Origin of the sequence: Pigmentiphaga sp. YJ18 (assembly GCF_038066655.1) — a bacterium.
Taxonomy (GTDB): Bacteria; Pseudomonadota; Gammaproteobacteria; order Burkholderiales; family Burkholderiaceae_B; genus Pigmentiphaga.
Window position 1 is genome coordinate 96,314 of sequence record NZ_JBBUKU010000007.1, and the last position, 26,547, is coordinate 122,860.

Annotated in this window: 17 protein-coding genes; 5 read left to right on the plus strand and 12 right to left on the minus strand. The window is 68.6% G+C overall.

Annotated features, from left to right (window positions below; all coding sequences use genetic code 11):
* Positions 1 to 9 precede the first annotated feature (9 nt).
* A complete protein-coding gene (locus tag WKR98_RS28710) occupies positions 10 to 969 on the minus strand; it encodes a Bug family tripartite tricarboxylate transporter substrate binding protein (RefSeq protein WP_238160047.1) in 960 nt (319 codons plus the stop codon).
* 215 nt (positions 970 to 1,184) lie between these two features.
* Here WKR98_RS28710 and WKR98_RS28715 point away from each other — a divergent pair, with 215 nt between their 5' ends.
* Positions 1,185 to 1,961, plus strand: coding sequence for a helix-turn-helix domain-containing protein (locus tag WKR98_RS28715; RefSeq protein ID WP_124690087.1), 777 nt, complete (start codon positions 1,185 to 1,187; stop codon positions 1,959 to 1,961).
* Positions 1,962 to 2,089: 128 nt separating this feature from the next.
* A complete protein-coding gene (locus WKR98_RS28720; protein WP_341435353.1) occupies positions 2,090 to 3,064 on the plus strand; it encodes a fumarylacetoacetate hydrolase family protein in 975 nt (324 codons plus the stop codon).
* 4 nt (positions 3,065 to 3,068) lie between these two features.
* Here WKR98_RS28720 and WKR98_RS28725 read toward each other — a convergent pair whose 3' ends face one another.
* The 6 genes from WKR98_RS28725 to WKR98_RS28750 all read right to left on the minus strand — a co-directional run bounded on the left by WKR98_RS28725 (position 3,069) and on the right by WKR98_RS28750 (position 8,089).
* Positions 3,069 to 3,488: a cupin domain-containing protein gene (locus WKR98_RS28725; protein WP_124690088.1), complete on the minus strand. Its 420-nt coding sequence runs from the start codon at positions 3,486 to 3,488 to the stop codon at positions 3,069 to 3,071.
* A gap of 116 nt (positions 3,489 to 3,604) precedes the next feature.
* Positions 3,605 to 4,426, minus strand: a complete 822-nt coding sequence (locus WKR98_RS28730; RefSeq protein ID WP_341435354.1) for an IclR family transcriptional regulator domain-containing protein — start codon at positions 4,424 to 4,426, stop codon at positions 3,605 to 3,607.
* Positions 4,427 to 4,508: 82 nt separating this feature from the next.
* Positions 4,509 to 5,273, minus strand: a complete 765-nt coding sequence (locus tag WKR98_RS28735) for an enoyl-CoA hydratase/isomerase family protein (protein ID WP_341435355.1) — start codon at positions 5,271 to 5,273, stop codon at positions 4,509 to 4,511.
* Between the two features lie 26 nt (positions 5,274 to 5,299).
* On the minus strand, positions 5,300 to 6,274 hold the full coding sequence (locus WKR98_RS28740; RefSeq protein ID WP_341435356.1) for a Bug family tripartite tricarboxylate transporter substrate binding protein: 975 nt from the start codon (positions 6,272 to 6,274) through the stop codon (positions 5,300 to 5,302).
* Between the two features lie 21 nt (positions 6,275 to 6,295).
* A complete protein-coding gene (locus WKR98_RS28745) occupies positions 6,296 to 7,207 on the minus strand; it encodes an SMP-30/gluconolactonase/LRE family protein (RefSeq protein WP_341435357.1) in 912 nt (303 codons plus the stop codon).
* 168 nt (positions 7,208 to 7,375) lie between these two features.
* Positions 7,376 to 8,089 (minus strand): class II aldolase/adducin family protein, encoded by a 714-nt coding sequence (locus tag WKR98_RS28750; RefSeq protein ID WP_238160053.1) that lies wholly within the window; start codon positions 8,087 to 8,089, stop codon positions 7,376 to 7,378.
* Positions 8,090 to 8,247: 158 nt separating this feature from the next.
* On the opposite strand from WKR98_RS28750, the gene WKR98_RS28755 reads away from it, so the two are divergent.
* Entirely contained in the window at positions 8,248 to 9,222 is a 975-nt protein-coding gene (locus WKR98_RS28755; protein WP_341435358.1) for a Bug family tripartite tricarboxylate transporter substrate binding protein, read from the plus strand.
* 15 nt (positions 9,223 to 9,237) lie between these two features.
* Here the strand turns inward: WKR98_RS28755 and WKR98_RS28760 are convergent, their stop codons facing one another.
* Both WKR98_RS28760 and WKR98_RS28765 read right to left on the minus strand, forming a co-directional pair.
* Positions 9,238 to 10,164, minus strand: coding sequence for a LysR family transcriptional regulator (locus WKR98_RS28760; protein WP_124690091.1), 927 nt, complete (start codon positions 10,162 to 10,164; stop codon positions 9,238 to 9,240).
* 14 nt (positions 10,165 to 10,178) lie between these two features.
* Complete coding sequence (locus tag WKR98_RS28765) at positions 10,179 to 11,081, minus strand: LysR family transcriptional regulator (protein ID WP_124690092.1); 903 nt, start codon at positions 11,079 to 11,081, stop codon at positions 10,179 to 10,181.
* Positions 11,082 to 11,198: 117 nt separating this feature from the next.
* On the opposite strand from WKR98_RS28765, the gene WKR98_RS28770 reads away from it, so the two are divergent.
* Together WKR98_RS28770 and ycaC are read left to right on the plus strand one after the other, a co-directional pair.
* Entirely contained in the window at positions 11,199 to 12,065 is an 867-nt protein-coding gene (locus WKR98_RS28770; RefSeq protein WP_124690093.1) for a pirin family protein, read from the plus strand.
* A gap of 94 nt (positions 12,066 to 12,159) precedes the next feature.
* The gene (gene ycaC / locus WKR98_RS28775; RefSeq protein ID WP_341435359.1) at positions 12,160 to 12,786 is read left to right on the plus strand and encodes an isochorismate family cysteine hydrolase YcaC; all 627 of its coding nucleotides are present in this window, start codon (positions 12,160 to 12,162) and stop codon (positions 12,784 to 12,786) included.
* Between the two features lie 47 nt (positions 12,787 to 12,833).
* Here ycaC and WKR98_RS28780 read toward each other — a convergent pair whose 3' ends face one another.
* From WKR98_RS28780 to WKR98_RS28790, 3 genes are all read right to left on the minus strand, one after another.
* The gene (locus tag WKR98_RS28780) at positions 12,834 to 14,489 is read right to left on the minus strand and encodes a tannase/feruloyl esterase family alpha/beta hydrolase (RefSeq protein ID WP_341435360.1); all 1,656 of its coding nucleotides are present in this window, start codon (positions 14,487 to 14,489) and stop codon (positions 12,834 to 12,836) included.
* 102 nt (positions 14,490 to 14,591) lie between these two features.
* Entirely contained in the window at positions 14,592 to 15,170 is a 579-nt protein-coding gene (locus WKR98_RS28785) for a sigma-70 family RNA polymerase sigma factor (RefSeq protein WP_341435361.1), read from the minus strand.
* A gap of 2 nt (positions 15,171 to 15,172) precedes the next feature.
* The gene (locus WKR98_RS28790) at positions 15,173 to 26,461 is read right to left on the minus strand and encodes a filamentous hemagglutinin family protein (protein ID WP_341435362.1); all 11,289 of its coding nucleotides are present in this window, start codon (positions 26,459 to 26,461) and stop codon (positions 15,173 to 15,175) included.
* Positions 26,462 to 26,547: the final 86 nt, after the last annotated feature.

Here is a 26,547-nt window from a genome sequence, read left to right on the forward strand (position 1 = left end):
ATCGATCTCCTATTCGGGCAGGATGCCCAGTTCCCGGATGGTGCGGCCCCAGCGGTCCTTGTCCTCGGCCAGGGCGGTCTTGAACGCGGCCGACGACATGCCCGGATACTCCAGGCCCATCGAGTCGAGCTGGCGTTCGACCTCGGGCAGGCGCATGACGCGGTCGAGTTCCCGCCACAGCGTCTCCCGGACCTCGGGCGCCAGGCCGCGCGGCGCGAGCACACCGTACCAGTTGACCACGCGGAATCCCCGCACCGTCTCGCCCACCGTGGGGACATCGGGCAGCACGCGGGCGCGCTTGTCCTCGGTCACCGCCAGTATCCGCAGCTTGCCGGCGCGCACGTGCGGCAGCAGCAGCGAGCTGCCGCCCGCGAACAACTGGGTCTCGCCCTGCAGGAGCGAGGTCACCGCCGGGCCGCCGCCCTTGTACGGCACGTGCAGCAGGTCGATGCCCACCGTGCTCGCCAGCGAGGCCAGGGCCAGGTGGTTGATGCTGCCTATGCCGCCCGAGCCGTAGGTGATCTTGCCGGGGTTCGCGCGCGCATGCGCGATCAGGTCCGACAGGCTGCGGAACGGCGACGAGGCGGGCACGGCGATCGCGGTGGTCGCATAGACCAGCATGCACACCGGCTCGAAGGACGCCACCGGGTCGAACGGCAGTTGCTTGTACAGCGCGCCGGCCATCGCATGCGTGGACACGCCGCCCATCTCCAGCGTGTAGCCGTCGGCGGGCGCGCGCGCGACGGCCGCCGCGCCTATCGTTCCGCCCGCCCCGGGAAGATTCTCGACCACCACGGCCTGCCCCGCGGACGGAAACAGCTGCTTGCCCACCAGGCGCGCGAGGATGTCGGTGGTGCCGCCCGCCGCGAACGACGAAATCAGCCGCACCGGACGGCCCGGATAGCCGGAAGCCGCGCCGGTGGCGGCGGCAACCGGGCGCAGCATCGAGCCGGCCGCAAGCGCCAGCATGGCGCGTCGGGATAAGGTGCAAGTCCCCATCGGGTCTCCTTCATTCTTCATGGTCGCGCCCCTCTGGGGGGGTCGCCGGGGCGCAGTATAGGAGCGCCCCCCGCCGCCGGCGCCACTCCGCGCGCGCGCATTCCGTGCCACGGAATGGAACGATTCCAGGAAGGGCCGGCCCGGCGCTATGATCGGGACGCCAGCACACGGAGGAAACGGCAGGCATGTCCGAAACGAACGCGATCGGGCCGGTAGTCCGGGCGCTGAACATCCTGCGGGCGCTGAATCACCAGCCGCAGAGTTCGCTCCAGTCCCTGCACCAGGCCACCGGACTGCCCAAGTCCACCATCCACCGCCTGCTGGCCACGCTCAAGAGCGAGGGCTACGTGCGCGCCGACGTGGTCAAGGGCACGTACACGCTGACCGAGAAGGTCCTGTGCCTGAGCGAAGGCTTCTCCGAACCCGAACTGGTGGTGGAGGTCGGCGCGCCCATCGTGCTCAAGAACACCCGCGCCACCGGACTGCCGCTGGCCCTGGGCACCCTGGATCGCGGCCACATCGTCGTGCGCTACAGCTCCATGCCCTACAGCCCCATCGGATCCGAGCACACCACGGTCGGCCACGTCCACGATCTCGTGCATTCCGGCATGGGGCAGGCCTACCTGGCCTATTGCGGCCAAGCCGAACGCGACCGCCTGCTGCAATGGATGCAGGCCTCGCTGCCCGAGCCCGGCCTGTGGCCGCCGGTGGAACAGGACATCCAGCATCAACTGGCCGTCACGCGCCGGCGCGGCTACGGCCTGCGCAAAGGCCAGGGCCGCGGCTCCAGCACCACCCTGGCGGTGCCGCTGGCCCATGGCGAGCGCGTACTGGGCGTGCTGTCGCTGACCACCTTCGGCGCGCTGCTGACCCCGGAGCGCCTGCGCGAATGCGTGGGCCACCTGGACCGGACGCGCCAGGAGATCTGCGCCGCCGTCGGCGCGCGGCTGGCGCAAGGCTGACGCGTTCCGTGTCACGGAAAGAAGCGGCGGCACGTTACCGGGCCGCCGGCGCGCGGACTTAAGCTGTCGTGCCGCGAGGCGGCCCGTGCGCCGCCCCGTTCCCATTCTCCTCAGGACTGGAGCCTCGCTTGAAACTCGCCAGCTACGCCACTTTCGACCGGCCCGACACCGCGCGCGTCGGATTCGTGATCTCCGACTCCGAACTGGTCGATGCCGAAACCGCATGCCGCCAATTCGCCCCCGACTTCCAGGGCCCCCTGGACATGCACCGGCTGATCGAGGCCGGCCCCGATTTCTGGGAACAGCTCCGGCAGGTGCATGCCGCGCTGGGCCAGGCCGGGCTGCCGCGCCTGCCCATGGACACGGTCCGCTTCCTTCCCGCGGTGCCGCGCCCCTCGAAGCTGTGCTGCCTGGCCCTGAACAACAGCGCCAATACCGACCGCATCGTCAAGGGCCCCAAGCACCCGGCCGTCTTCACCAAGCCCTGGTCGGCGCTGGTCGGCCACGGCGAACCGATACGCCTGAAGCCCCATTACGGCCGCGTGCACCCCGAACCCGAACTGGCGATCGTGATCGGCAAGCTGGCACGCGACATCGACGCGGCCGACGCCTATGACCACGTATTCGGCTACACCATCCACAACGACCTGACCTCGCCCACCATGCGCGACGAGGACAGCTTCCACTACCGCGCCATCCACCCGGCGCTGGAAGGCGAAGGCATCCGCTACGTCGAAAGCCACGTCTCGTACAGCGGCCGCTACAAGGGTTCGGACACGTTCTCCCCGCTGGGCCCGTGGATCGTCACCCGCGACGAGATCCCCAACCCGCACGCGCTGGACATCTCGTGCCACGTCCGCGAAGAACAGTACGCCAGCGACAACACGGCCAACCTCTTCCACAAGCTGCCCGAGGTCCTGGCCTTCGTCTCCAGCTACATGACGCTGGTGCCGGGCGACGTGGTGTCGATGGGCACGGCGCTGGCCTCGGGCGGCAAGCCCGGCCGGGCGGTCCAGAACGCCGACCTCAACAAGATCGGCGGGCCCGTCAGCGTGACCGTGGCGGGGATAGGCAAGCTCAGGAACCCGGTGCAGGCGGGCTGACCCGCTATTGCTGCGACAGCGGCAAGCCGCGGCTGCCGGCATAGAACACGATCAGCACCACGCCCTGGTCGCCGGTCACGCCGCGGTGGTACTCGCCCACCATTTCCGGCAGGACGTCGCCCTGCTTGAGCAGGCGCGTCTCGCCCGTTTCCTTTTTCTCGACCGTCAGTTCACCCGACAGCACATAGGCCGCGTTCGGGATCGGATGGGTATGCCAGGGCAGCGCGCTGTGGGCGGGAATCGTGATCCTGAGCACAGTCAGCATCGGCGCGCCCGACGGGTAGGCCACGTAGGGACGGCCGTCCCACGACGCCCCGCTCTCCATCAGCTTTTCGACCTGCACGCCGGCTGATTCCGCCGCCATGCCCGTCCCCCCGGCCAGCGCCAATACCAGCGCGGCCAGTCCTCCCACGATCCGTTTCATGGCGATGTCCCCTTGCCTTGTTTTATTTGTGCGGCGGCCCGTGTGCCGTCCGGATCGCACGATACCACCGACGGCGGCGCCGGCGTAGCGCCGCGTGAAGGCGCCCGGCTACGGGCTCAGAATCTCGGATCGCTCATGACGGAGTGGATCAGCGACGGGCTGCGTTCCAGCGCGAGGCCGATCTGGCGCGCAGTCTCGCGCAGCCGCGGCAAGCGGGTCTTCACCAGTTCGTCCATGTCCACCCGGGCGATATTGCTGGAGCAGTTGACGGCCGCCACCGTGCGGCCATTGCCGTCCCTGACCGGCACCGCTACGGCCAGCACGCCGTATTCGAACTGGTCCTGGATCCGTGCATAGCCCCTCTCGCGCGTGGCCTCGAGCGCCTGCGCGATCGCCTCGGGATCGCTATAGGTCTTGGACGTATAGGTGGGAAACGGGCCGCCCCGCAGGTATTCGCGCAGCAACGGCTCGCTCAGGCTCGCCAGCAGCACGTGGCCCAGCGAGGTCGCATAGGCCGGCGAGCGATAGCCCACGCCGGCGCGAAAGCCCTTGGTTTCCTTGCTGGGCGCGTGGGCGACGTAGACCACGTCGTTCCCGTCCAGGACGGCCAGCGATGCCGAATCGTGGAACTCCTCGACCAGGTCCTGCAGGAAAGGTTGTGCCACCTGCCTCAGGTTCATGGACATCAGGAACGCGGACCCCAGGGCCAGCACCTTGGGCCGCAAGAGGAACCGGCGGCCGTTCATGCCGACGAACCCCAGTTCCTTCAAGGTGAGCAGGCAGCGGCGCGCGGTGGCCGGCGCCATGCCGGTCACCGCCGCGACTTCGCTCAGGTTCATTTCCGGGCGTTCCGCCGTAAATGCCTGGATCACTTCCAGCCCGCGGGCCAGCGCGGCGACGAACTCGCCCGAGTCCTTGATGGTCTTGCTTTCGTTCATGAGGATTGCGTTGATCCGGAACACTGCACCGCGCGGATTTTACCCGGCAGCGCCGCCACCACGCCCCCATGAACACCGCTCGTCAGGCCACGGGCTCCTTCATCCTGGCCAGGCCCTCGAGCGCCAGGCCATACCCCAGCACGTCATGCAGCCGCGCCTTGAGCTCCTGGTTCAGGCACACGCGGGTATAGCGCCGCACCAGCCGGGGCTGCTTCATCAGCTCGGCGGCAAGCTCCCGCGCCCGAGGCATTAGGCCGGCAGCCGGCAGCACCTCGTTCACCAGGCCCATGTCCAGCGCCTGCCGCGCGCCGATTTCCTGCCCGGTCAGCAGGAAGTAGTGGCCCCGCGCCCGCCCCATCAGCAGCGGCATGACCAGGTGCATGCCGTCGCCCGGCACCATGCCTCCCCGGAAATGGGCCGTGTCCTGGATCGTGGCGGTCTCGGATGCCAGCACGATGTCGCCCAGCAGCGGAATCTCGGCATGGCGCACCGCCGGTCCATTGATGATGCTGATCACGGGCACGTCGATGTCGAGCAGGTTGATGAGCAGGTGCCGGCCTTCCCAATAGATCGGATCGTAGATGGTCGGCGTCATCGAATTGCGATTGACGTGCCCCCCCGGCGCCACGGACGGACCGCTGAAGGCATCGCCCGTGCCCGTCATGATGACGACCTCGTTCTCGCGGTCGCGTCCCACGTCCAGGAAGGCTTGCTCGAATTCCCGGTGCGATTGCAGGTTCCATTGGAGCGGACCGCCCTGATGGTGGAAATGCATCTCCAGCACCCCCGCCTGGCGGACCATCCTGATGGTCTCGAATTTGTTTGCGTAGTCGTCGAAATTGCTCACGGTTCATTCCTGCTGATGAAAAGGCATCACAGCTTGATGCCGGCGGACTGGATCGCCTGCCGCCAGCGTTCGGTGTCGCCGCGCATGAGGTCGCCGAAATCGGTGCGGCTGTCGCCCCCCGGCGTCAGCGCCTGGGGTAGAAGCACTTCCTCGACGAAATGCCGGTCGCCCAGCACCGCCCGCACGTCGGCGTGGATCTTGTCCAGGATGCCGGCCGGCGTCCCGGCACGGCCCGCCAGGCCGAACCAGACGTTGACGGCAAAGCCCGGCACCCCCGCCTCGGCGACGGTGGGCAGATCCGGGCGCAGGGATACGCGCTGCTGCGTGGCCACCGCCAGGATGCGGACCGTCCCGGCCTTCTCCTGCTGCTGGAATGCACCCAGCGTGCCGATGTAGAGACTGACCTGCCCGCCTATCATGTCGGTGGTGACCTGCGCGGTCCCCTTGTAGGGAACGTGCAGCATGCGCGTGCCGCTGAGCTGCTGGAACTCTTCCATCGCGACGTGCGGATAGGAGCCGGGGCCGAGCGATCCGTACGGCGTATTCGGATGCGCCTTCAGGTAGGCGACCAGTTCCTTCACGCTGTGCACGGGCAGCTTGCTCGAAACGACCAGGATGGGAACCTGGCGCGCGACCACGGTGATGGGCGCGAAGTCCCTGAGCGGGTCGTACGCCATGTCCGCATGCAGCGAGGGCAGGATGACGAACGGCGCGCTGTCCGCCAGCACCAGGGTATAGCCGTCGGGCTGCGCCTTGGCGACCGCGGCCGCGCCTATCATGCCCGAGGCGCCGCCGCGGTTCTCGACGATGACGGGCTGGCCCCACCGGGTGCTCAACTGCGAGGCGATGCTGCGGGCGACAGTGTCCGTGGCTCCGCCCGGCGTATAGGGCACGACGATGCGCACCGGCCTGTCCGGATAGCTTGCCGGCTCGGCATGCGCGGCGCACGCCCCAGCCAGCAGCGCGGCGCCGGCGACGCGGCCCATGATGGAAGTCTTCACGATGTCTCCTCCTTGATGTCTCTATCCCAGGAATTCGGGCTCCGGCAATCCCTGCACGCCGGGCCTGACGGCCAATACGTTGCCGGCCAGTGGTTGCTGCGCCAATTCCTTCTCCTGCATGCGACGCCTGGCGGTGGTGATGTAGAGGATGTCGAGATCGGGCCCGCCAAAGCACAGGCTCGACACGCGGCGCACTGGCAGGTTGATGACGGTGTCGATGCGGCCGCGCGGGTCGTAGCGCGTCACGCACCAGCCATCCATGTTGGCGCTCCAGAAGCAGCCGTCTGCATCCACGGTCGAACCGTCGCAGATACCCCTTCCCAGCGGAACGTCGGCGAAATGGCGGCGGTTGTGGATGGCCCCGTCCACCGAGTCGTAGTCGAAGACATCGATCCGGCAGCTGAATGAATCGGTCATGTACATCAGGCGGTTGTCGGGGCTGAACGACATGCCGTTGATGGCGGTGATGCCCTCCATGACCAGCGTCGTGCGCAGGTCGGGATCCAGCCTGAACAGCCGCCCGCGCGGCGTATAGGCGGCGGCCTCGACCGTACCGGACCAGAAACGGCCATGCCGGTCGACCTTGCCGTCGTTGAACCGGTTGCCCGGGCGCTCGGCATCGGGCCGCGCGATCTCGGACAAGGTTCCGGTCTCGGGCGAAAAGAAATAGAAGCCCGAACGCATTCCCACCACCAGGCCTCCCTGGGCACGCAGGCCGATGCTGCCGACCTCCTCGTGCAGCTTCCAGCTTTGCTTGTCGCCACTGGCGGGGTCCAGCCGGTGGATGAACTGCCCGATGCCGTCCACCCACCACAGCTTCTGGTGGCGATGGTCCCAGACGATGGACTCGCCCAGGATGTCCTGCCCCGCGTCGGCGATATCGATGACGGACCCGACCATGTCGATCGGCCTCGTCGTGCTGCGTACGGTCATGCCCTCTTCCTTTTTTCGCTAGACGAATATTTTTTCGATTAACGAATAAATGGTGCGCGCGCCGGTGGAAGAAGTCAAGGGGGATGGGGAACCGTCCGCGACGGGACGCAAGAGAAAATCAGAAGGAAGCCGCCGCGAACGGGCGGCTTCCGGTGCCGGAACAACGGCTCAGGCGTCGATATCCACTTCCTCGCACCACAGGTCCCAGCACCGCTTGAGCTGGCCGCGGTTGGTCTCGGTGGCGAGGTCGGACTCGGTCTCGGACAGGTAGCGCACGCGGTCCGACACCCGCATCGCCCCCAGTTGCATGCCGGCGTTGACTTCGGCGTAGACCGCCCGGTAGATGGCTTCTTCCAGGCTGGTCCCCACCATGGTCGATCCATGGCCGACCATCAGCACCGCGCTGGCGGGCCCCAGGGTATCGGCCAGGTGGCGGCCCAGGTCGTGGTCGCGTATCAGCATGTCGGTCTCGCGGCCGGTGGCCTCGCGGATGTCGAACTTCGCGGTCCGCGTCAGGAACCCGGCCATGTGGAACATGGGCTTGACAGCCACGTCGGTGGCGGCGATGGTGATCATGGCCGCCGAGTGGCTGTGGACCACGGCCTGGACGTCGGGACGGGTGCGGTAGATCTCGCCGTGGATGAAGCGTTCCAGGTACAGGCGCCGGGTATCGCCGCCCACCGGGTTCGATTCCTCGTCCAGTTCGACGATGTCCGCTTCCTTGACCAGGTTGGGCGCCCGGTTGCACGAGATCAGGTAGTGGCCCGCGATCTCGGGGTGGCGGCAGCTGACGTGCCCGAACCCGTCGACGATGCCCTTCAGGTAAAGAATGCGGTTGGCCCGCGCCAGGTTGCGGCGCGCCTCCAGCACGATTTCGTTCATGAGCATGCTCCCCGTGTTCCGCTCGTTGTATCGACTTCGTATTGTGCACCCGAAGAATGCATCAATTTTCTTGATCTTCGACATCAATCCAGCTGACCGACTTGGCGCCCGGCCTGTGAAATACTCGGTCTCAAGAAGAGAACATCCGGAGGATACGCATGCCCCCCACTCCCCTCGCGCGCGGCCTGGCCCTGATCGGCGGCGGCCTGGCGCTTTCGTTCGCGCTGGCCGCCTCGGCGGCCGACACCTGGCCCGCCAAGCCCATCACCTTCGTCGTGCCCTCGTCGCCCGGGGGCGGCACCGACATCTATGCCCGGCTGCTGGCCGAAGGCGTGGGCAAGCAGCTCAAGCAGACCGTCGTGGTCGAGAACAAGCCCGGCGCCAGCGGCAACATCGGCGCGGCGGCCGCGGCACGCGCCACGCCGGACGGCTACACCTTCCTGGTCTCGGCCACGCCGGCGATCGCGGTCAATCCCTATCTGTACAAGAACCTGCCCTACGACGCCGAGAAGGATCTCGTGCCGGTGGCCCGCGGCGTGGACGCGCCCCTGGTCTACGTCGTGCCGCCCGGCTCGCGCTTCAAGACACTGGACGACCTGCTGGCCGCCGGCAAGAGCGAGCCCGGCAAGCTGGCGTTCGGGTCGGCCGGCCACGGCTCGCCCACCTTCCTGGGCGTGAAGGTCATGGAAGAAAAGACCGGCGCCGCGTTCACGCACGTACCGTACAAGGGCATGGCGCCCACCATGCAGGACTTCCTGGGCGGACGCCTGGACTTCCTGCAATCGGACGTCGCTTCGGTGCTTCCCCACATCAAGTCGGGCAAGGCCGTCCCGCTCGCCATCAGCAACAAGTCGCCACTGTTCCCGAAGGTACCGGTGTGGACCGACAAGGGCCTTCCCGACGTGCCGCAGTCCTTCAGCGTGATGGCGCCGGCCGGCACGCCCGACGCCATCGTCCAGAAGATGAGCCAGACCGTGGTCAAGGCCATGCAGGAGCCGTCGGTCAAGCAGCGCCTGATCGATCAGGGCTATCTCCCGGTCTCGGACACGCCGGCCAGGTTCAGCCAGCAGTTGACGGCCGAGCGCGCAATGTGGAAATCGCTGATCGAACGCAACCACATCACGGTCGAATAGCCCCGTGCCCGGCGCTCAGCCCTGCGCAACGCGGGCGAGCGCCTTCCTGAGCCAGGTCGCGCCGGCATCCTTCCTGTGCCGGGAATGCCAGTGCTGGTGGACCACGTAGCTGGGTGATTCGAACGGCAGGTCCACCACCATCAGTGGCGCGAAGCGCATCAGCGCGCGGCTGAGCCGGGCGGGCACGACGGCCACCAGGTCGCTGTCGGCCAGCAGGTGCTCGATGCCGGCGAAACTCGATTGTTCCAGGCGGATGTTGGGCCGCGCGCCCAGCTTCTCGGCCGCATGGTCTTCCCAGCGTTGCCGGTTACGGCCCCGGCTGGCCACCGACAGATGCGGCAGCCGCAGGAAATCCTCGACCGGCATGCCGGCCCGCAGCGCCGGATGGCCGGCCCGCCCCAGGCAGACATAGTGCTCGCGGTACAGCCGCTGCCGGATGACCGACTTGCCCATGGTGGGCACGTGGCCCAGCACCAGGTCCAGCGTGCCGGACTCCAGGTGCCAGGGCGTATCGGCCGTGATCTCGATCTGTTCCAGGCTGACGCCGGGCGCCTCGCCCGCCAGCAGCGAGCGCACGCCGGGCATCAGCACATAGACGCCGATCTCGCTCATCGCCACCCGGAAGTGGCGGGTCGCCACCGCGGGATCGAAGGCGTCGCCCTCCAGCGCGCTGGCCTGCAGCAGTTGCTGGGCCTGCTTGAGCCCCGGATAGATGGACTCGGCCTTGATGGTCGGAATCATGCCGACGGCGCTGCGCACGAACAGATCATCCCGGTAGATCTCGCGCAGCCGGGCCAGCGCCATGCTGACGGTGGAAGGGTTCATCCCCAGGCGCGCGGCCACGCGCGCGATGCTCGCCACTTCGTACAGCGCGGTGAATATGCTGATCTGGCGATAGTCGGGAAAATTCCTGGCGTCCGCGCCCTTGCGATCGTCGTCCATGGTCGGCGGGCGCCTCAGTCTTCGTCCAGTTCCGCGAACCGGTCGGCCAGGTGGTCGACCAGGGCCCGCACGGCGGGCAGCAGCCCGCGCCGCGATGCGAACACCGCATGGATGATCTCGCGCGGCGGCGCCCAGCCGGGGATGACATGGACCAGTTCGCCGCTGACCAGCTCGTCGCGCACCATCATCGCCGGCAATTGCACCACGCCCGCCCCCGCCACGGCGGCCGCGCGCAGCGCCGGCATGCCGCGCGTGATCAGCCTCGGATGGTGGCGCACGGCGGCATGCGCGCCATCGGGCCCGATCAGGTTCCAGACATATTCCTGCTGCGGCACGCCCAGCGCCATGCTGGGCAGCCCCGCCAGGTCGGCGGGCACGCGGGGGATGCCGTTCCTGAGCAGTTCCGGGCAGGCCACGAGGTATTGCCCGCGGTTCGCCAGCACGCGCATGACCAATCCGCTGTCCTCGAGCGGCGGCGGCCGCACGCGCAGGGCGATGTCCATGCCTTCTCCCACCACGTCCACCCGCCGGTTGGTCTCCTCCAGGTGGACTTCCACGCGCGGGTGGGCGACCATGAATCCGGCCACCATCTCGGCCACCCGCGCCCCCAGCAGCGCCACCGGACATGCCAGGCGCACGATGCCGCGCGGCTCGGCATGCATGACCGCGATGGCGTCGTCGGCCGCTTCGGCCTCCACCAGCATGGCCTTGCAGTGGCCATAGTAGGTCTGGCCGATCTCCGTCACCGCGAAGCGGCGCGTCGAGCGCTGGATGAGCCGGACCCCCAGGCGCTCCTCCAGCAGCGCGATGCGCCGGCTGAGCTTGGATTTGGGTATGCCCAGGGCGCGGCCGGCCGGGGCGAATCCGCCGTGGTCCACCACCTGCACGTAGTAATAAAGGTCGTTGAGGTCTTGCATGATCATCGTTCCTTATATAGAACGCTCCATGCGAATTCTGCCATCTACCGGGAATTTCGTCCCGTCCATATGATGTCTCCATCAACCGTTACCACGGTTCCCTACCAGGAGATCGGCATGAAGAAGATACTCGGCGTCTACAGCGCTCCCCGGCCCCATTGGGTGGGCGACGGGTTCCCCGTGCGCTCGCTGTTCGGCTACGACGGCCTGGGCCGCCACCTCAGCCCCTTCCTTCTGCTGGACCATGCCGCGCCCACGCCTTTTCCGCCCGCCACCCGGCCGCGCGGGGTGGGCCGCCATCCGCACCGGGGGTTCGAGACCGTCACCGTCGTCTACCAGGGCGAGGTCGAGCATCGCGACTCCACCGGCGCCGGCGGCCTGATCGGCCCGGGCGACGTGCAATGGATGACGGCGGCCGGCGGGATCCTGCACGAGGAGTTCCACTCGCGCGCCTTCACCGAACGCGGCGGCACCATAGAAATGGTGCAGCTGTGGGTCAACCTGCCCGCGCGGGACAAGATGAGCGAACCGGGCTACCAGACCCTGCTCGACGCGCAGATTCCCTCGGTCGACCTGCCCGACGGCGCCGGCCGCGTGCGGGTGATCGCCGGGGAATACGGCGGCGGCAAGGGCCCGGCGCGGACCCATACGCCCATCGACATGTGGGACATCCGCCTGACGCAGGGCGGCTATGCCCACTTCGACGGCACGCCCGGCCACACGCTGGCGCTGGTCGTGCTGCGCGGCACGGTGCTGGTGAACGGCGAAACGCTGGCGCGCGAAGGACAGCTCGTGCATTTCGACCGCGACGGCACGGGTGTCACGCTGGAGGCCAATAATGACGCCGTCCTGCTGTGGCTGTCGGGCGAACCCATCGACGAGCCGGTCGTGGGCTACGGTCCCTTCGTCATGAACACCCAGGCCGAGATCCAGCAGGCCATCGACGACTACAACGCCGGCCGCTTCGAACGCGCGGCGGCCTGATGTCCCGGGAGCCCCGCTCCCGGCCCCCTTCTCACGGGGGAGCCTCGCGCTTCCCCGTGGGTTTTCGCAGTCCTTATCCGATCAGGAGCATGACATGAGCAAGCCTTACATCCGCCTCGACAAGAACGATGCCGCCGTATTGCTGGTGGACCACCAGACCGGCCTCCTGTCGCTGGTCCGCGACATCGACCCCGACAAGTTCAAGAACAACGTCCTGGCGCTGGCCGACATGGCCGAATACTTCAAGCTGCCCACCATCCTGACCACCAGCTTCGAGAACGGCCCCAACGGCCCGCTGGTTCCCGAACTGAAGGCCCAGTTTCCCGACGCGCCCTACATCGCGCGCCCCGGCAACATCAACGCCTGGGACAACGAAGACTTCGTCAAGGCCGTCAAGGCCACCGGCAAGAAGCAGCTCATCATCGCCGGCGTGGTCACCGAAGTATGTGTGGCCTTCCCCGCCCTGTCGGCCATCGAGGAAGGCTTCGAAGTCTTCGTCATCACCGATGCGTCGGGTACCTTCAATCCGCTTACCCGCGATGCCGCCTGGGACCGCATGTCGCGCGCCGGCGTGCAACTGATGACCTGGTTCGGCGCCGCCTGCGAACTGCACCGCGACTGGCGCAACGACGTGGAAGGACTGGCGGCCCTGTTCTCCAACCACATCCCGGACTACCGCAACCTGATCACGAGCTACAACACGCTGACGGCGTCGAAGTAAGCGGGCGGGCCGGGACGCCCCATGGGTTTATCCCGGCCCTGCCCTTCCTACTCCGTCACGCACGCGAAGCTGGCCGCATCGCCGGCCGGCCCTGCGCCCTTGTACTTGGGCCATCCCGGGAACCGGCACATCGGCCGCGTCCGCGCCGCGCCCGGATTGGCGTCGATGGCGGTCAGCACGCCCGGCGCGGTGCCCCGCTCCACCCAGCCCGTCAGCGCGCCCAGCGCGTCATAGGTCGCGTTGAACGGCCCGAAGCCGTGTCCCAGGCCGGGCACCACGTAGAAGCGCGCGAACCCATCGACCGCGGACCGGCCCTTGTCCGCCACCAGCTTGTTCCAATAGACGATGGAGTTGTGCGGCGTGATGAAGTCGTCGGCGGTGCCGTGGATCATGATCAGCTTGCCGCCCTTCTCGATGAACGGCGCCAGGTCGACGTCGGACACGTCCATGATGGCGCCCACTTCCTTGATCCGCGTCTCGTAGGTCTTGGGATCGAGCGTCATGGGATCGAAGTTGACGTCGCGGGTGATGATGTACTTGGTCGTGGCCGCGCCAACCGAGTACAGCAGCGCCTCCTTGCCCGACAGCGGATTGGCCGGCTGGGGCACCGTGCCATAAGACGACACGTTGAACAGCGCGCCTTCCAGTATCGGCCAGCGCTCGAACTGCGTCATGCCGGCGATTTCCACGCCCGGCCTGTAGGGCGAGGCGATCGTCTCCACGCCCGCTATCTGCGCATCGGACAGGCAGGTGTCGCCCGTGTCGCCGCCGCCCGCGCAGCGCAGCGTGGCGCGCACGCCGGCGATGCCGAATGCCGCGTCGCAGCCGGCCACGTTGCTGATGACGCCGTCCTTCACGCCATCCAGCGGATCGCAGGCGGCGTAGACCGCGTCGGTCAAGAGCTTGACCTTGGCCGCGCTCATCCAGTTGGCGCCGCCATTGCCGTACATGGCACGGCCCGCATTCAGGGACCCCAGGTGCAGCATGGTCACGTTGTAGGCCGGATAGTTCGATACCACGCCATCGTAGTCGCCCGGGTAGCGCGCCGCGGCGTCCAGCGCCTCGTGGCCGCCCTGCGAAGCGCCGATGAAATAGAAGCGCTCGGGCGCGGCGCCGTAGCGGGCCTTGATCAGCGCCATCGCCACGTCGTGCGTCTTCTTGATGGACAACTGGCCGAAGTTCATCAGCGACTCGGCGTTCAGCGCGAACGAGGCGTCGAAGCCCGCGCTGGACTTGTGGCCGCCGTCGCTGCCCAGGGTCGCGTAGCCCTGCGCCAGCGGCGCCTTGGAATCGGCCGGTTGCAGCGGATACTTGCCCAGGCCCGTCACCAGCGAACCGTTGAACGCCCCGCCGCCCAGTTGCAGCGCGCGCTTGTTCCAGGCGGTGGGAAGGTTCACCTGGAACTCCAGGTTGGGCGCGGCCGGATCGACCGGCATGACGATGCCGCGCACGGCGCAGTATTCGCCGTTGGCATTGCCCTCGGCATCGGCCTTGACCAGCGTGGCCGACTGCACCACGGCGCCCGAGGTCGGCTTGCCGATCTCGGCCTTGGCGATCATCCTGCCATTCAGGTCGCTGCACGACTGGGCGGCGGACGGCCCCGGCCCGGGATCGGATGGGATGGGCGCGGGATCGTCGCTGCCGCCGCAGGCCGCCAGGGCGGCGAGGACCAATGCGGACAAGGGCACGTAAAGGATCTTCATGGGTGGGTCTCCTCGATGACGACTTTTCTTATCGTTCCTGCGTGGCCCCATCCCGTGCCGGGCCAGGAGATCCGCGCAGCCCGCCAACAATGCCCGAAATAATTAACGATGTAAACAATTCCACGTTCTCATGGACTCCAGTTCCGTTTCGCACCGGCGCAGCGCCTGGCGCAGGGCGGTATCGACATTGCGCACGGACAGTCCGTGGCGCGCGGCGACTTCCTGCCGCGGCGCCTCGTCGATCCGCAAGGCGAACAGGATCGCCTGGTGCCGTCCCGGCAGGCCACGACAGACCCGGTCCAGCGCTCGCACCGAGGCGCGCGCGGCGACGATGCGCTCGGGTCCGGGCGCCTCGTCCGCGACGCCCTCGAGCGCCGCGTTCCCATCGGCCGGACCGAGCGCCTGGCCAGCACGCAGCAAATCCATGGCCGCGTTGCAGGCGACGCGAAACACATAGCCCTCCGGATTACCCGGCGCGCGGACCAGCATGGCGCCGCCCAGCCGCAGCCACGCCTCGTGCAGGCTCTCGCTGGCCAGGTCGGAGCATCCCAGGTGCCGGGTAAGGCGCTTGTGGAACCCGACATAGTTACCAGTGAGAACTTCCTGCAGCTGGCCGCCGAGCAAGGCGGCGGATGGCGCCGGAACCATGGCCCCGGCGCCATCCTGGAGATTGGCCGGCACGGCTACTTTTCCTTTGCCAACAGCTTGCGCTCGGCCGGCGTCAGTCGGGCAAGCTGCCGCGCATCGAAATGGCGGCCAGCCCCCACCACCTGGACGTAGCTTGCCGGATCGCCGCCATGGGCACCGGCCGGCGGCACGTCGGTCATGGCACCTTCCTGCCTGCCTCCGGCAGACGCCGGCTCGTTGCCGAATCCCAGCACGCGCACGGTAAACACCGAAGGCAGGTTGTTGCGCGCGGCCTTGCGCTCCTGCTGCAGCACATCCTGCGCCGCCGCGGCGGCCTGCGACGCCGCGGCGCTGGCCGCCGTCAACGCGCCTATGTTGACCGCGGCCACCACCGGCAGGCCGGTGACCTTGCCCTTGACCTGAATGTTCTCGGCGTTCAGCACGTGCAGCGCGGCGATGTTCAGGTTGCCCGCCACCCGGATGCCGGCGTCGCCGGCGTTGACGGTGCCGACGGGAGCCACCAGATCGACGTCGCCGTCGCCCACGGTGCCGATGCCGCTGCCGCTCATGTCCGAACGTTCGCGCATCTCCGTGTTGCCGTCGGTGTCGGTCACGATGTCGGCCGACGAAGGGATGCGCACCGTCTTCGCTCCTCGGCCGGCGTCGACGTCCCCCACGGTGGACCAGACGATCTGGTCGCTGCCCTCACGCGTGATCGCCGGCACGAACGACAGCAGCCGCGAGCGATTGACGACGACGTCGTCATGCGCAAACACGTTGATGTGACCCGAAGCCAGTGTCACCAGGCCGTAGCCGGCGGGCACGGTGGCGCCCAACGCCGCCAGTTGCAGGCCGCCGCCCGGCGTCAGCACGTTGATGTCGCCGCCGGCCATGGTGCGCAGCATCAGGTTGTTGGCCGCGATGTTGCCGCGCCATCCCGTCCCCGGGAACATCCGCTCGATGGCGGCATAGCCGCGGTTGTAGCCGCCATTGCGCGGCAGGCCGTTCACGCCGGGGAAGTTCTGGTCCCGGCCGGCGTCGCGCAGCTCCAGCAGCAGGACCTGCCGCAGGAACTGCTGCTGCACCTGTTGCGCAAGCGTCTGGAAACGTTCCCAGGCCGCCAGCGGGGCCAACTCCTCGCCGGTCACGGCCTTCACGTACGACACCAGGCCCCGGCGTATGGTCTTGCTCGTGCCGTCGTCGCGCATCTCCGTGCCGTCGGTCAGATAGATGGGCAGCAAGGCGCCGCCGTCGTCTGCCTGCGTCAGGTAGGCCGGCATGCCCGCCACGTTGGCCGGGTTCAGATAGACATCGGCGAAGGCTCCGTACGCGACCTCGCCGTTGATGCCCGCCATTGCCGTGATGCCGGCGCCCTGCGCCGGTAATCCGTTGATGACGGAGCGCGGCAAGGGACGGTTGCTGTCGTCGTAGCGGCCGACATTGCCCAGGCTCAGGATGCGCAGCCGGTCGGCATAGATGTCGCGGCCGGCCGACAGCAGCAGCGATCCCGGGCCCTGGATATCGATGTGGTTGTAATAATCGGACAGCGGCGTTCCCACCTCCAGGATATCGTTGCCGGCTTCCAGCAGCGTCACGTCCGAAGGCCGCAGGTTGCGGGCCAGCACATCCAGGCCCCGGATGTCGCGGCCCGCGCGCACCCAGGTCTGCTCGTTGGCGATGAGTCTCAGGCCATCGATGGAGCCTCCCGCATAGAGACGGCTCGGCGCATGATCGCTCATCAGCGGCAGGACCTCGGGATTGGCCTGGCTCGTGAAATAGGCCGAACCGAGCGGCATGGAGGCCGTACCAATCTCGTTGCGCAGCAGGATGGGCATGCTGCTGATCAGGTGCTCCTCGAATCCCACCGGCATGGCGGGCGACGGTATCATCGCCGCCGTGGCATAGGGCATGTACAGGCCGGGCTCGGCCAATTGCAGCCGCTGGCTGTCCTGGGCATAGCGGGCGGCGTCCGGCCGGCCGAAACTCAAATCGGTCCGGGCGGCGACGGTGACGTCGTTGGTATCGCTGGAAGGCAACACGTACAACGGCCCCTGGATCGCGATGCCGCCATTCATCGCAATCGCTTTCAGATGTGCGGGGTAGAGATTGCCGCCGTGGCCGATCAGATTGTCCTGGTCCGTGGTGTAGCTCTCCAGGCGGACGTCGCGAAAAGCGAAGTCCGCCTGGTTGACCAGCGCGATGCTGCCGCCGACCGATACCAGTTGCAGCGCGGTCCGGTCCGTATAGCCGCTCATGTAGGCGCCGCGCACGATGGGCGGCAAGTCGCCGCTGCCGTCGCTGCCGTACCGCACCATCAAGGGGTCGATCACGGACTGCACGGCCATGTCGCCTTGCGTGCGCACGCTCAGCGTGGCGTCCCCGACCGCCAGCACGGGCGCCAGCGCAAACTCGTAGCTGCGGTCGCCGCCCCAGTCGCCGATGGTCACCGTGACGGTATTGCCCGTGCCGGTTTCTCCTGCCCGGATGCGGCCTTCGCCGCGAGCCACGTAGTACTGGCCGCCCAGGATGGCGCCGCCGGCTTCGACGGCGAAGGAGCCGCCGTTGCGCATCTCCATGACCTTTTCCTCGGTAGCCGTCCGGCCGCCGCGCATGCGCATGTTGGTCGGCAGCGCCACGACCAGATTGGCGAGGTCGCCACCGGCATCGACCGAGACATTGCCGCCGCCCAGGGCGCCCACGCCCTGTTCGAACATGCCGTAATCGATCCACCAGCTCGACTGCTCGGCCGGCCGGCGGATCGGCCCGTAGCCACCGTCGGGCAACTCGCCGTATTCGCCGCCCAGGTAGTCGCCGAAGTAGTGCCCGGCGTTGACCGCGCCCTGGCGGTTCAGCCACTGGACGAACCGCTGGCCCGACGGCTCGGCCGACACGCTGCCCCGCGCGACGATATCCAGGTTCCCTCCCTCTATCCCGTAGACCGCGTCGGCGCGCGCCGTCGTGAAGTCGTCCCAAGTGGTCGTATCGCGGCGGCCGGCGGTATAGATGACGGATTGCCGGTGTGCCAGGCGGATGTCGCGCCCGGCGCGTACGGTCAGGTCGCCGGTACCGGTGCGCACCAGCTTGCCGGCGCCATTGTCGCCCTCGCCCGGATCGGTGTCGGCGGTGCCGACGATGACCGACCCGCTGTCCGGCGCGATAAACGCCTGCGGCCGCAGTGCCAGCGCGTCCGCCGCCGACAGATCGGCGCCGGCCACCAGGTTCAGGTTCCAGGCCTCCGTATCCTGGAGCGCGCCCTCCCGGCCGGCGCGATCGAAGCCGTCGCTCAGGTGGCCGCCGATGACGAGATTGCCGCCGGCGCGCAAGGTCAGGCTGCCGCCCCGCGCGGCCGCGAAGTCCTCGTACAGGTTCCAGTCGGTATCCAGCGCGAGATCGCCGTCGGCAGCGATCTCCACGCCCGCGGCAACGGTCCAGCCGGCCGCTCCGCCCAGGCGTGCCGCTATCGCATCGCGGCGCGACGCAAACGCCAGCGCCTCGTCGATCGCGAGTTGTCTGACGGCGTCGACGGACGCGCTCTCGTAGCTGCGCGTACCTTCGACCGCGGCCGATCGTGCCCCGACCACGCGCGTGGCAAGCCGGTCCACCGCCAGGTCGAGATTGTCGGCGTGGCGCCGGGCCTGCACCAGCACCCTGCCGCCCTGGCCTCCGGCCACGTCGATGAGGCCGCCGGCCAGGTCAGCCGTGCCGTCCGCCGCGACGAGGGTCACGCGGCCGCTGCCTATCGCTTCGGTCGCCCCCGCCAGCAACTCGGCGCCATCCCGCAACGCGACTCCGCCGCCGCCGATGATGCGGATGGCTCCTCCATAGCCCGCGCGGGCATCGACCGTGCCGACCACATCGATCCTGCCGCGATCGGCGGACAGCGTGAATTGCTCCACCCTGGTGTGCCCATCGACCGTCACGTCGCCGTTGCGGATGCGGAAATCGCGCGCCTGCAGGAAGCCGGCCTCGTTCAGGCGAGCGTTGAAGGCGCCGAAATCCGGCAATGCATCGATGTCCAGGGACAAGGATCCGGCCTGCCCGCCTTCGCCCGCATGGGCGCCGACATCGCCGGCGAGCAGCACGCCACCGCCGTTGCCCGCCGTCAAGGCCAGCGTGCCGGCGCTGCCGCCGCCGGCCTGGGCCGACAGATTCAGCGTGCTGCCGGCCTCGACCCGCACGCTGCCATCGACCGCCGCGAGTTCGACGCGGCCCGCATCGGCGTATTCCGAAAGATCGAAGAATTGCTTGGCAAAGCCGCCCACGTCGACGACGCCACCGTCCGCCAGCGTCACATCGCCCGCTGTCGCGGTGATGGACACCGTGCCGCCCAGCGCTTCGATCCGTCCGCCGACGCGTACGCTGCCACCCGACAAGGCCAGGCGCGATCCGAGGCTATCCTGCGACGCCTCGGCCTCGGGCGCCGCGACCACGGCCGGCAAGACATCGAGCCGGCCACGGGTGCGCACCACCAGATTGGCCGCCCCGCTGCCGGTCAGCACCGGCGCATCGAGCGCCAGGTCGGCGGCCCCGGCATCGAACACGCCCTGCCCCTGCCCCACGATGCGGTCGGCGGCGGCCAGCGACACTCGGTCGAAGCCCGAGGCACGCTTCTCGCCGGCCCCGAGGACGATGGTGTCGGCGGCCAGCGTCAGGCTGGCCGCGCCCGCGTCCGCGCCCGCCGGATCCGTCATCCCGCCGCTGTTGGCCAGAGTGATGCGGCTACCGCGCACGACGACATCGACATCACCGTAGCCCGCCAAGGCGCCGCCGTCGAACACGACGGCACGCAAGCCGGCCGCCTCGAGATTCACCGACTGGTGGAAGTCAAAACTCGAATAGCTGCGCAGCGTGAGTTCCTCGGTGCGCGACAACTGCGCCAATGCCTCGGCCTCGAGCATCAGCCCCTCGCCCATGCCGCCGAAACCGATGCGGCCGGAGGAGACGGAAAGATTCCTGGCGCCGAGCACGGCGGATCCGGCCATGTCGGTCGTGCGGGTCGCGTCGATCAGCAACGCGCCCGACGCCTGCAGCCGCGCCTGCTCGCCTATGCTGACCTGGCCGCCCGTGCCGGTATCGACGCCGCGCCGCACGACTTTCGCCGCGTCGCCGCTGGCCAGGCGGATCAAGGTGCCCCAGTCGCGCTCCGGGGCAATCAAGGTATCGTCGGCGGGATTGTCCGGCGTACCGTTGTCGTTGTACCGGGCGGCCTGCTGCGGCGCGACGATCAGATCGCTGGCCGGCGCGGGCTCGCCGCTCGCCTCGATCACGCTGCCCGCATCGACGCGCAGAAGTTCGCTCGCCGCGAGGATGATCTCCGGCGCCTCGAGCGCCGAATCGGCATCGTTGCGCACGACGATGTCGCTCGCCGTCACGTCCACCGCCAGGCCCAGCGGATCGCCCCGCCGCGTGCCGCCTATCAGCACGCTGCCGGCCTCGAATCCGCTCAGGTCCAGGGCATCGATCGTCAGGAACCCCTGGCCGACCAGGTCCGACGCATCGAGGCCGGCGCCGACGATGGCGATCTTGTCGCCCGTGATGTCGACCAGGCCGCCGCGGCCGCCAGGGGCCGCGCGCGACCGCAACTCGCCGTCCAGCGTCAACGCCTGCCCGGCGCTGAACACGGCGGCGCCGCCGTCGCGCGGCAGGCGCGGCGTCACGATGTCCTGGCCGGTCAGGCGGTACCGGGTCAACTTGAAGGCGTCGGACGAAAAGAAGTCATTCGCCATGGCCTCGTTGTATTCGGTGTAGCGCCGGATGACCTGTCCGGACAGCACGCGCCATGCCGAGGCTTGCGCATCCTGCGCGCCGCCGTAGGCGCTGCCGCGCCGTCCCGGCATGACGAGGCTGCCGTCCGCCGCGGCGACGGACTCTGCCGCGATACCTGTCCACGAACGACTCGTCGCCTGCACCGCGAAGGCGCCGGGCAACAGCGCATAGCGCGCCGGCAGCAACGTGTACCAGCCTGCCGCCAGGCCATCGCCGCCGGCCAGCCACACCCGGTCGCCGGCCGCTGCGCCGGTCCCCAATGCCGGCCCCTGATAGTCCGGCAAGATGGCGTACATGCCGGGCTGGGCCAGGATGTCGTGGGAGCCGCCAGGGCCGGGCACGAACTCCCAGGCGTACAGATCGCCGCCGCCGGCGATGTCCACCACCGCGCCGTCCGCCATCGCGACGTCGGGCGCCTTGAGTTCGATGCGCTTCTCGGGCGGGGCCGTCAACAAACCCAGGGTGGGGTCGCTCTCGTCGATGACGACCTGCGCCGGATCGCGCCAGTGCTCGTTGTTGCGCAGCACGCCGTACGGCACGATGACGCCCTCGCCCGATACCGACGTCGAACTGCCTGCTCCCAGGACCAGGCGCTCGGACGCCTCCAGCACGATCTGGCCGTGCGGCGCGCGCAATACTCCGAACTGCTCGATCACGGGCGCCTGCAGGGTCAGGGATCCGCCCGCGGACAGCGGCGGCGCCACCTGGCCCAGCCGTTCGATGCGCAGGAGGTCGCCCGCGCGGATGCCGGCCTTGGCCGCCATGCCGGGATACACCTGTCCAGCCTGGATCACCAGCTCGCCATCGACGTCGAAGGTGACCGACTCCCCGGCCTGGCGCCCCAGCCGGAAATGATCCGCACGCACCTGCGTCTGCTGGAAACCGCCGATGCGGCCGCCCCAGCCCGTTTCCGCAAGATTGCCTTGCACCTCCAGCAACCCGGCTTCCAGGACCAGTTGTCCGGCCAGCGGGGCGTCCGCGGCACGCAGCGGCGCCCCCTGGGCCCGGGCGCCGGCCAGCGTGATGACCGGCGCGGCGAGACGGGATGCGGCCAGGCCATGCTGCACGACCTGGCCGTCGACGGTGATCGACCGCCCCAGCGACAGCGACACGCCGTCGAGCCGGATCGGCGTGGCGGCGCTGGTGCCGACGCCCAGGGCCAGGTCGGCGAACCCGCCGTCGGCCATGGCACCGGGCCGGAACACCATGGCGTAGTCCTGCACCGGTTTCTGGAAGACCTCGCGCAGCGCGTCGGTATAGATCATGTAGTCCCGGAACAGGTCCAGCACCTCAGGCGTCAGGCCGAACTCGGCCGGGTCGCGCGGCAACTTGGGCTCGGTGCTGCCCGGCGCGCTATCCGATACGATGAAGTGGTTGCTGCCGCTCGCCATGGCGATCAGTTCGGCCGGCAGGATGACCGGCGTCTCGACCGGGATACCCCAGAAGTCCCTGAAGAAGGGCTGCCAGTCCACGCCCAGCGCTTCCTTCCAGTCTCCCGTCCCGCACACACCGTCGCCCGCGATCCCGTAGCAATCGGGATCCATGGACATCAAGGCTTGCTGCACCTGCTCTGCAGGCGAACCATTCGGATCCGCGAACGGCGGAGCGAAGGCAACGTCCAGGCGCGCGCCTGCCGCGCCCGTACCGCCGGCGTGGCCGCGAAGCCGGCCTTCCACCACGCCGCTGCCGCGGATCGAGATCGCCCCCCCATTGCTGGCCAGCGTCACGGCGGGACGGGCGCCGAACGCGGTGCCCCCTGCCCCGGGTACCCCATCGACGCGGCCGGATGTCCCGGATACATCGATCAGCGAGCCCGCGCGCAAATGCAGGCTCTCGGCGGCCAATCCCACGCTGCCGCCCGCCAGGACGCTACCGGTCCGCACGCCCTGGGCGTTTTCGTATGTCGCATCGACACCGCGGGCCAGCAATTGCGATCCCTCGTCCAGCACGATGCGAAGAGCGTCGATATCGATCGCCCCCGCGGGGGCCTCGAGCGTCCCGCGCAAATCGACCAGGCCACTGCCGCCACGGACCAGGAACGTCATCCGGCCGCCTGCATCGGTACGCAGCATGGCCCCCGCCCCGACCGAGATCTCGCCCGCCTCGATGGCCAGGCGGGAAACCTGCCGCCCCATCCTTTGCTCCAGGCGCAGCCTGCCTGTCCGGCCCGCCTGCGCGGTGTCCATCCCGGTGGGCACCTGTGCCGCGGCGATGCCGCTCAGATCGATGTTGTAGGTCTCCTGGGCGATCGCTACGCCTTCCGGCACGAATACGCGATGTCCACCGACATCGAGGATCAGCTCGCCGAAGCCGCGGTCCGCGTACAACGACGGCGGCAGCACGATCCCGCCGTCGGTAGGCGTGCCCCCCAGTTGCACGTCGGCCGCGACGTCGAGCCTCAGGCTCGCGCTTGCGCCGGGAGCCAGCCCATTCAGGTCCAGGCCCGCCAGGCCGCTGGCGGTATCGATGCCGCCCAGCAGAATGCTGCCGCCATCGCCGAACTGCAGCACCGGCCTGCCGCTGGCACCGCGGTAGACCCTGGCGCCGCCCGTGACGTCGAGCGCGGCGCCGGCCTCGGCGATCAGGCGGCCTTCGCCGGGGTTGGTCTGCAGGATGGAGATCCGTCCGGCATCGATGGCCCAGGGATACCCGGCCTGCCCATCACGCCAACCGTTGATCCAGGATCCGCCGACATCCAGGCGGCTGGTCGAGCCCAGGAAGACATCGCCGCCCTGGGGCTCCAGCCGGATGGCGCCGCCCGGGATGTGGATGCGCCCATGCACGGCGATATCGATGCCGGCGTTCTCCACCGCGACGAAATTGAACTGCGTACCGGGGAAAAGGTCCAGGACTGCGTCCCTGACGATTGTCGAATCGTCGGTGGCGTACAGATTGATGGTACCGAGGCCCGAGCGGTTCAGCATGTCGTCGGCGATGTAGGTGTGCTTTTCGAACGACGTGCGGTCGGACGCTTCGGAAGGCGGACGCTGGACGACATACCAGTCGTCCGGAATCGCCGTGTCGGCGCGGAAGTCCGCGCCCAGTCGCAACGGCGTGGGCGTGATGATGATGTGTCCGGGAGACCAGGTCGTGTCGGTGAACGCGGCGCCGCCCACGGTGAGCATGCCGCCGGGCTGGGCCGGCCGCTGCGGATCGCGCTCGCCCCGCTGCACGCCCGCCCAGATGTCGCCCTCCATCACGATGGCCGCGCCGGCATTGACCTGGATGGCGCCCGCGGCGCGCCCCTCGAGGTAACCCGATTCGTAGTGGTCGGCGCCCATCACCGCGCTCTTCCAGGTCTGCGAGACGCCCCAGCGGTCATGCTGCAATTCGTAGCGGCCGGCAATGCCGACATAGATCATGTCGGGCGTGGCCTGGCCGATGGGATAGATCCGGCCATCGATGCCGAGCAGCTTGGTCGCGTTGTTCATGCCTCCGGTGTAGCGCACCGACCCGCCCGAGATGTCCAGCAGCGACCCCGAGCGCATGATCACGTCGCCGCCCTCGGTCGCCAGCGAAATGCTGCCGCCGCCGGTGGAAATCTCGGCCAGGTCGGTCTTGCCCACGCCCACCCAGCCCGTCACGTCGCCCAGCGGCGTGCCGACCCAGGCGCCGGGCACATAGCCTCCCTGGCCGTCCGGCACCCACTGCACGCCCGCCATCGGGCCATCGCCATACACGCCGGCCGCGCGGCGATCGATGACGACCTTCTTGCCGCGCAACCACGAGTCGCGCAGCAGCGGTGAATCGCGCAGTTCATTGATGCGCAGCTCGGCCTCGATGAAATTGCGCGACATCGCCACCTCGACCTCCTGCAGGCCCGCCACGCTCAGGAACGCGTTTTCGTCCAGGTAGATGCGGCTGCCGTCGGGCGCGGTGCCGGGCAGGTCCGATTCCTGGATCGTGAAGGCGCTGGTGGCCGATTGCAGGTCGATGATGCCGGCCGGCACGCGCACCGAGGCCTGCGACTGCACATCGACCAGCTTGCCGTACAGGCGAACGCTGCCGGGCGCATACCGGGTCGCCAGCGCCGACGCCTCGATCTCGTCGGTGTCGGCGGCATCCGGCATGACCAGCGTCACGCTGCCCGGGGCAAGCGTCAGCGTGCCCGACGACCAGTTGCGCAATTGCCTGACGCTGTCGGCGAAGGCGTGCGTACCCTGTCCCCAAGCGCGCAACAGGATGGAGCCATTGCGATTGTTCAGCGCGGTCGTGGCCGACAAGACCCCACGCTGTTCGACATTCATCGACTGCATCGTGATGTTGCCGCGCGCCGACTCGGCGATCCCTGTGTTCACGGCCTCGTAGCCGATCTCGGCGGCGCGGGCGTCCATGATGGCAATGACCTGGCCCGCGGCCTCCGCTCCGCTGCCCAGGCCGTACACCCCTTCGCGAATCTGGTAGTAGCTGAAATGCTTGGGCGCGGGCGCGGCAACCGCCACGTCCAGCCCTCGTACCTCGGGCGGCCCGCTCAGGCTGGTCTGGTTTTCCGCCGTCTTCAGGAAGACGTTCTCGCCGGCTGCCATGATGATCTGGCCGTCGGGCGCGGACAGGCTGCCGGCGTTGCGCACCTTGGGCGCGAACAGCATCAGCTTGCCGCCGGCATCCACGTCGAGACGGGCCCCCGCCTGTACCTCCACCGCGCCGGGCGCGGCGCCGGGCGTATACACCTCGCTGCCGAACAGAGGCAGATAGGTTTCGCCATAGTCGCCGAAGGTCGGGATGGCGTAGTCGGTGCCGGCCTGCCCCGGATAGTACGAGGGCGAATTGATGCCTTTGTTGAACTGGGCATCGGTCAGTCTCAGGCTCGATGCCACCAGGCTGCGCGTGTCGACCTGGCTGTTGCCGGTAAAGACGATGCCGTTGCGGTTGACGATGTAGACCGCGCCGTCGGCGTGGATCCGGCCGGCGATCTGGCTCGGACGGCCGGACGGATCGTTGACCCGGTTCAACGCGATCCAATGGTTGCTGCCATCGACGGCGTTGGTGCCCGCGCGCTGGTCGAAATTCACCGTCGTGTCGCGGCCGACGTTGAAGGACTCCCAGTTCAGTATCGCTTTCTCGGCCGTCTGCTCGATCGTGACGGTGGTCTTGCCGCCGCTGTTCGATTCCACCGGCGCCTTGGCGTGCAACCAGCCCGCGGTCAGCGAGTTCGTATCGACCTGCAAGCCGCCCTCGGCCAAGCCATCCGGTATCAAAGACTGCCCGTTCTGGGCGGCCAGCCGTGCCGCCGCCTGCGCGGCCTGGTGCGCGGCGATGGACTGCGCCGCCTGGTCGAGGTTGCGGATCGAACGCTGGACCTGTTCGTTGGCACGCGCCTGATAACGCGCCGGATCGGTCAGCACGGATGCGGGCCGGCCGTCGGGAAGGCGGCCGGTCGCGGCGGCCGCATTCTGCGTGGCGCCCTTGGCGCTGAACCAGGCGGGGCTGAAGGCCTGCTGCGCCTGAGCACCGGTAGCCAGGCCACCGGCCGCCAGCATCAGCGCCAGCGCTCGCGCCACAGGAGCCAGGCGCGGCCCCGCTTCACGGGCATCTGCCTGGTCAATGCGGGAAGTGGCGGCGGGTACGCATTTGTCCATCTGTATCTCTCGCTCGGGTAACGAAGTCTGTTACCCATAGAGACGCGCTTCGCTCGCTGAATTCCCGAATTAAATTTCGATGTCGT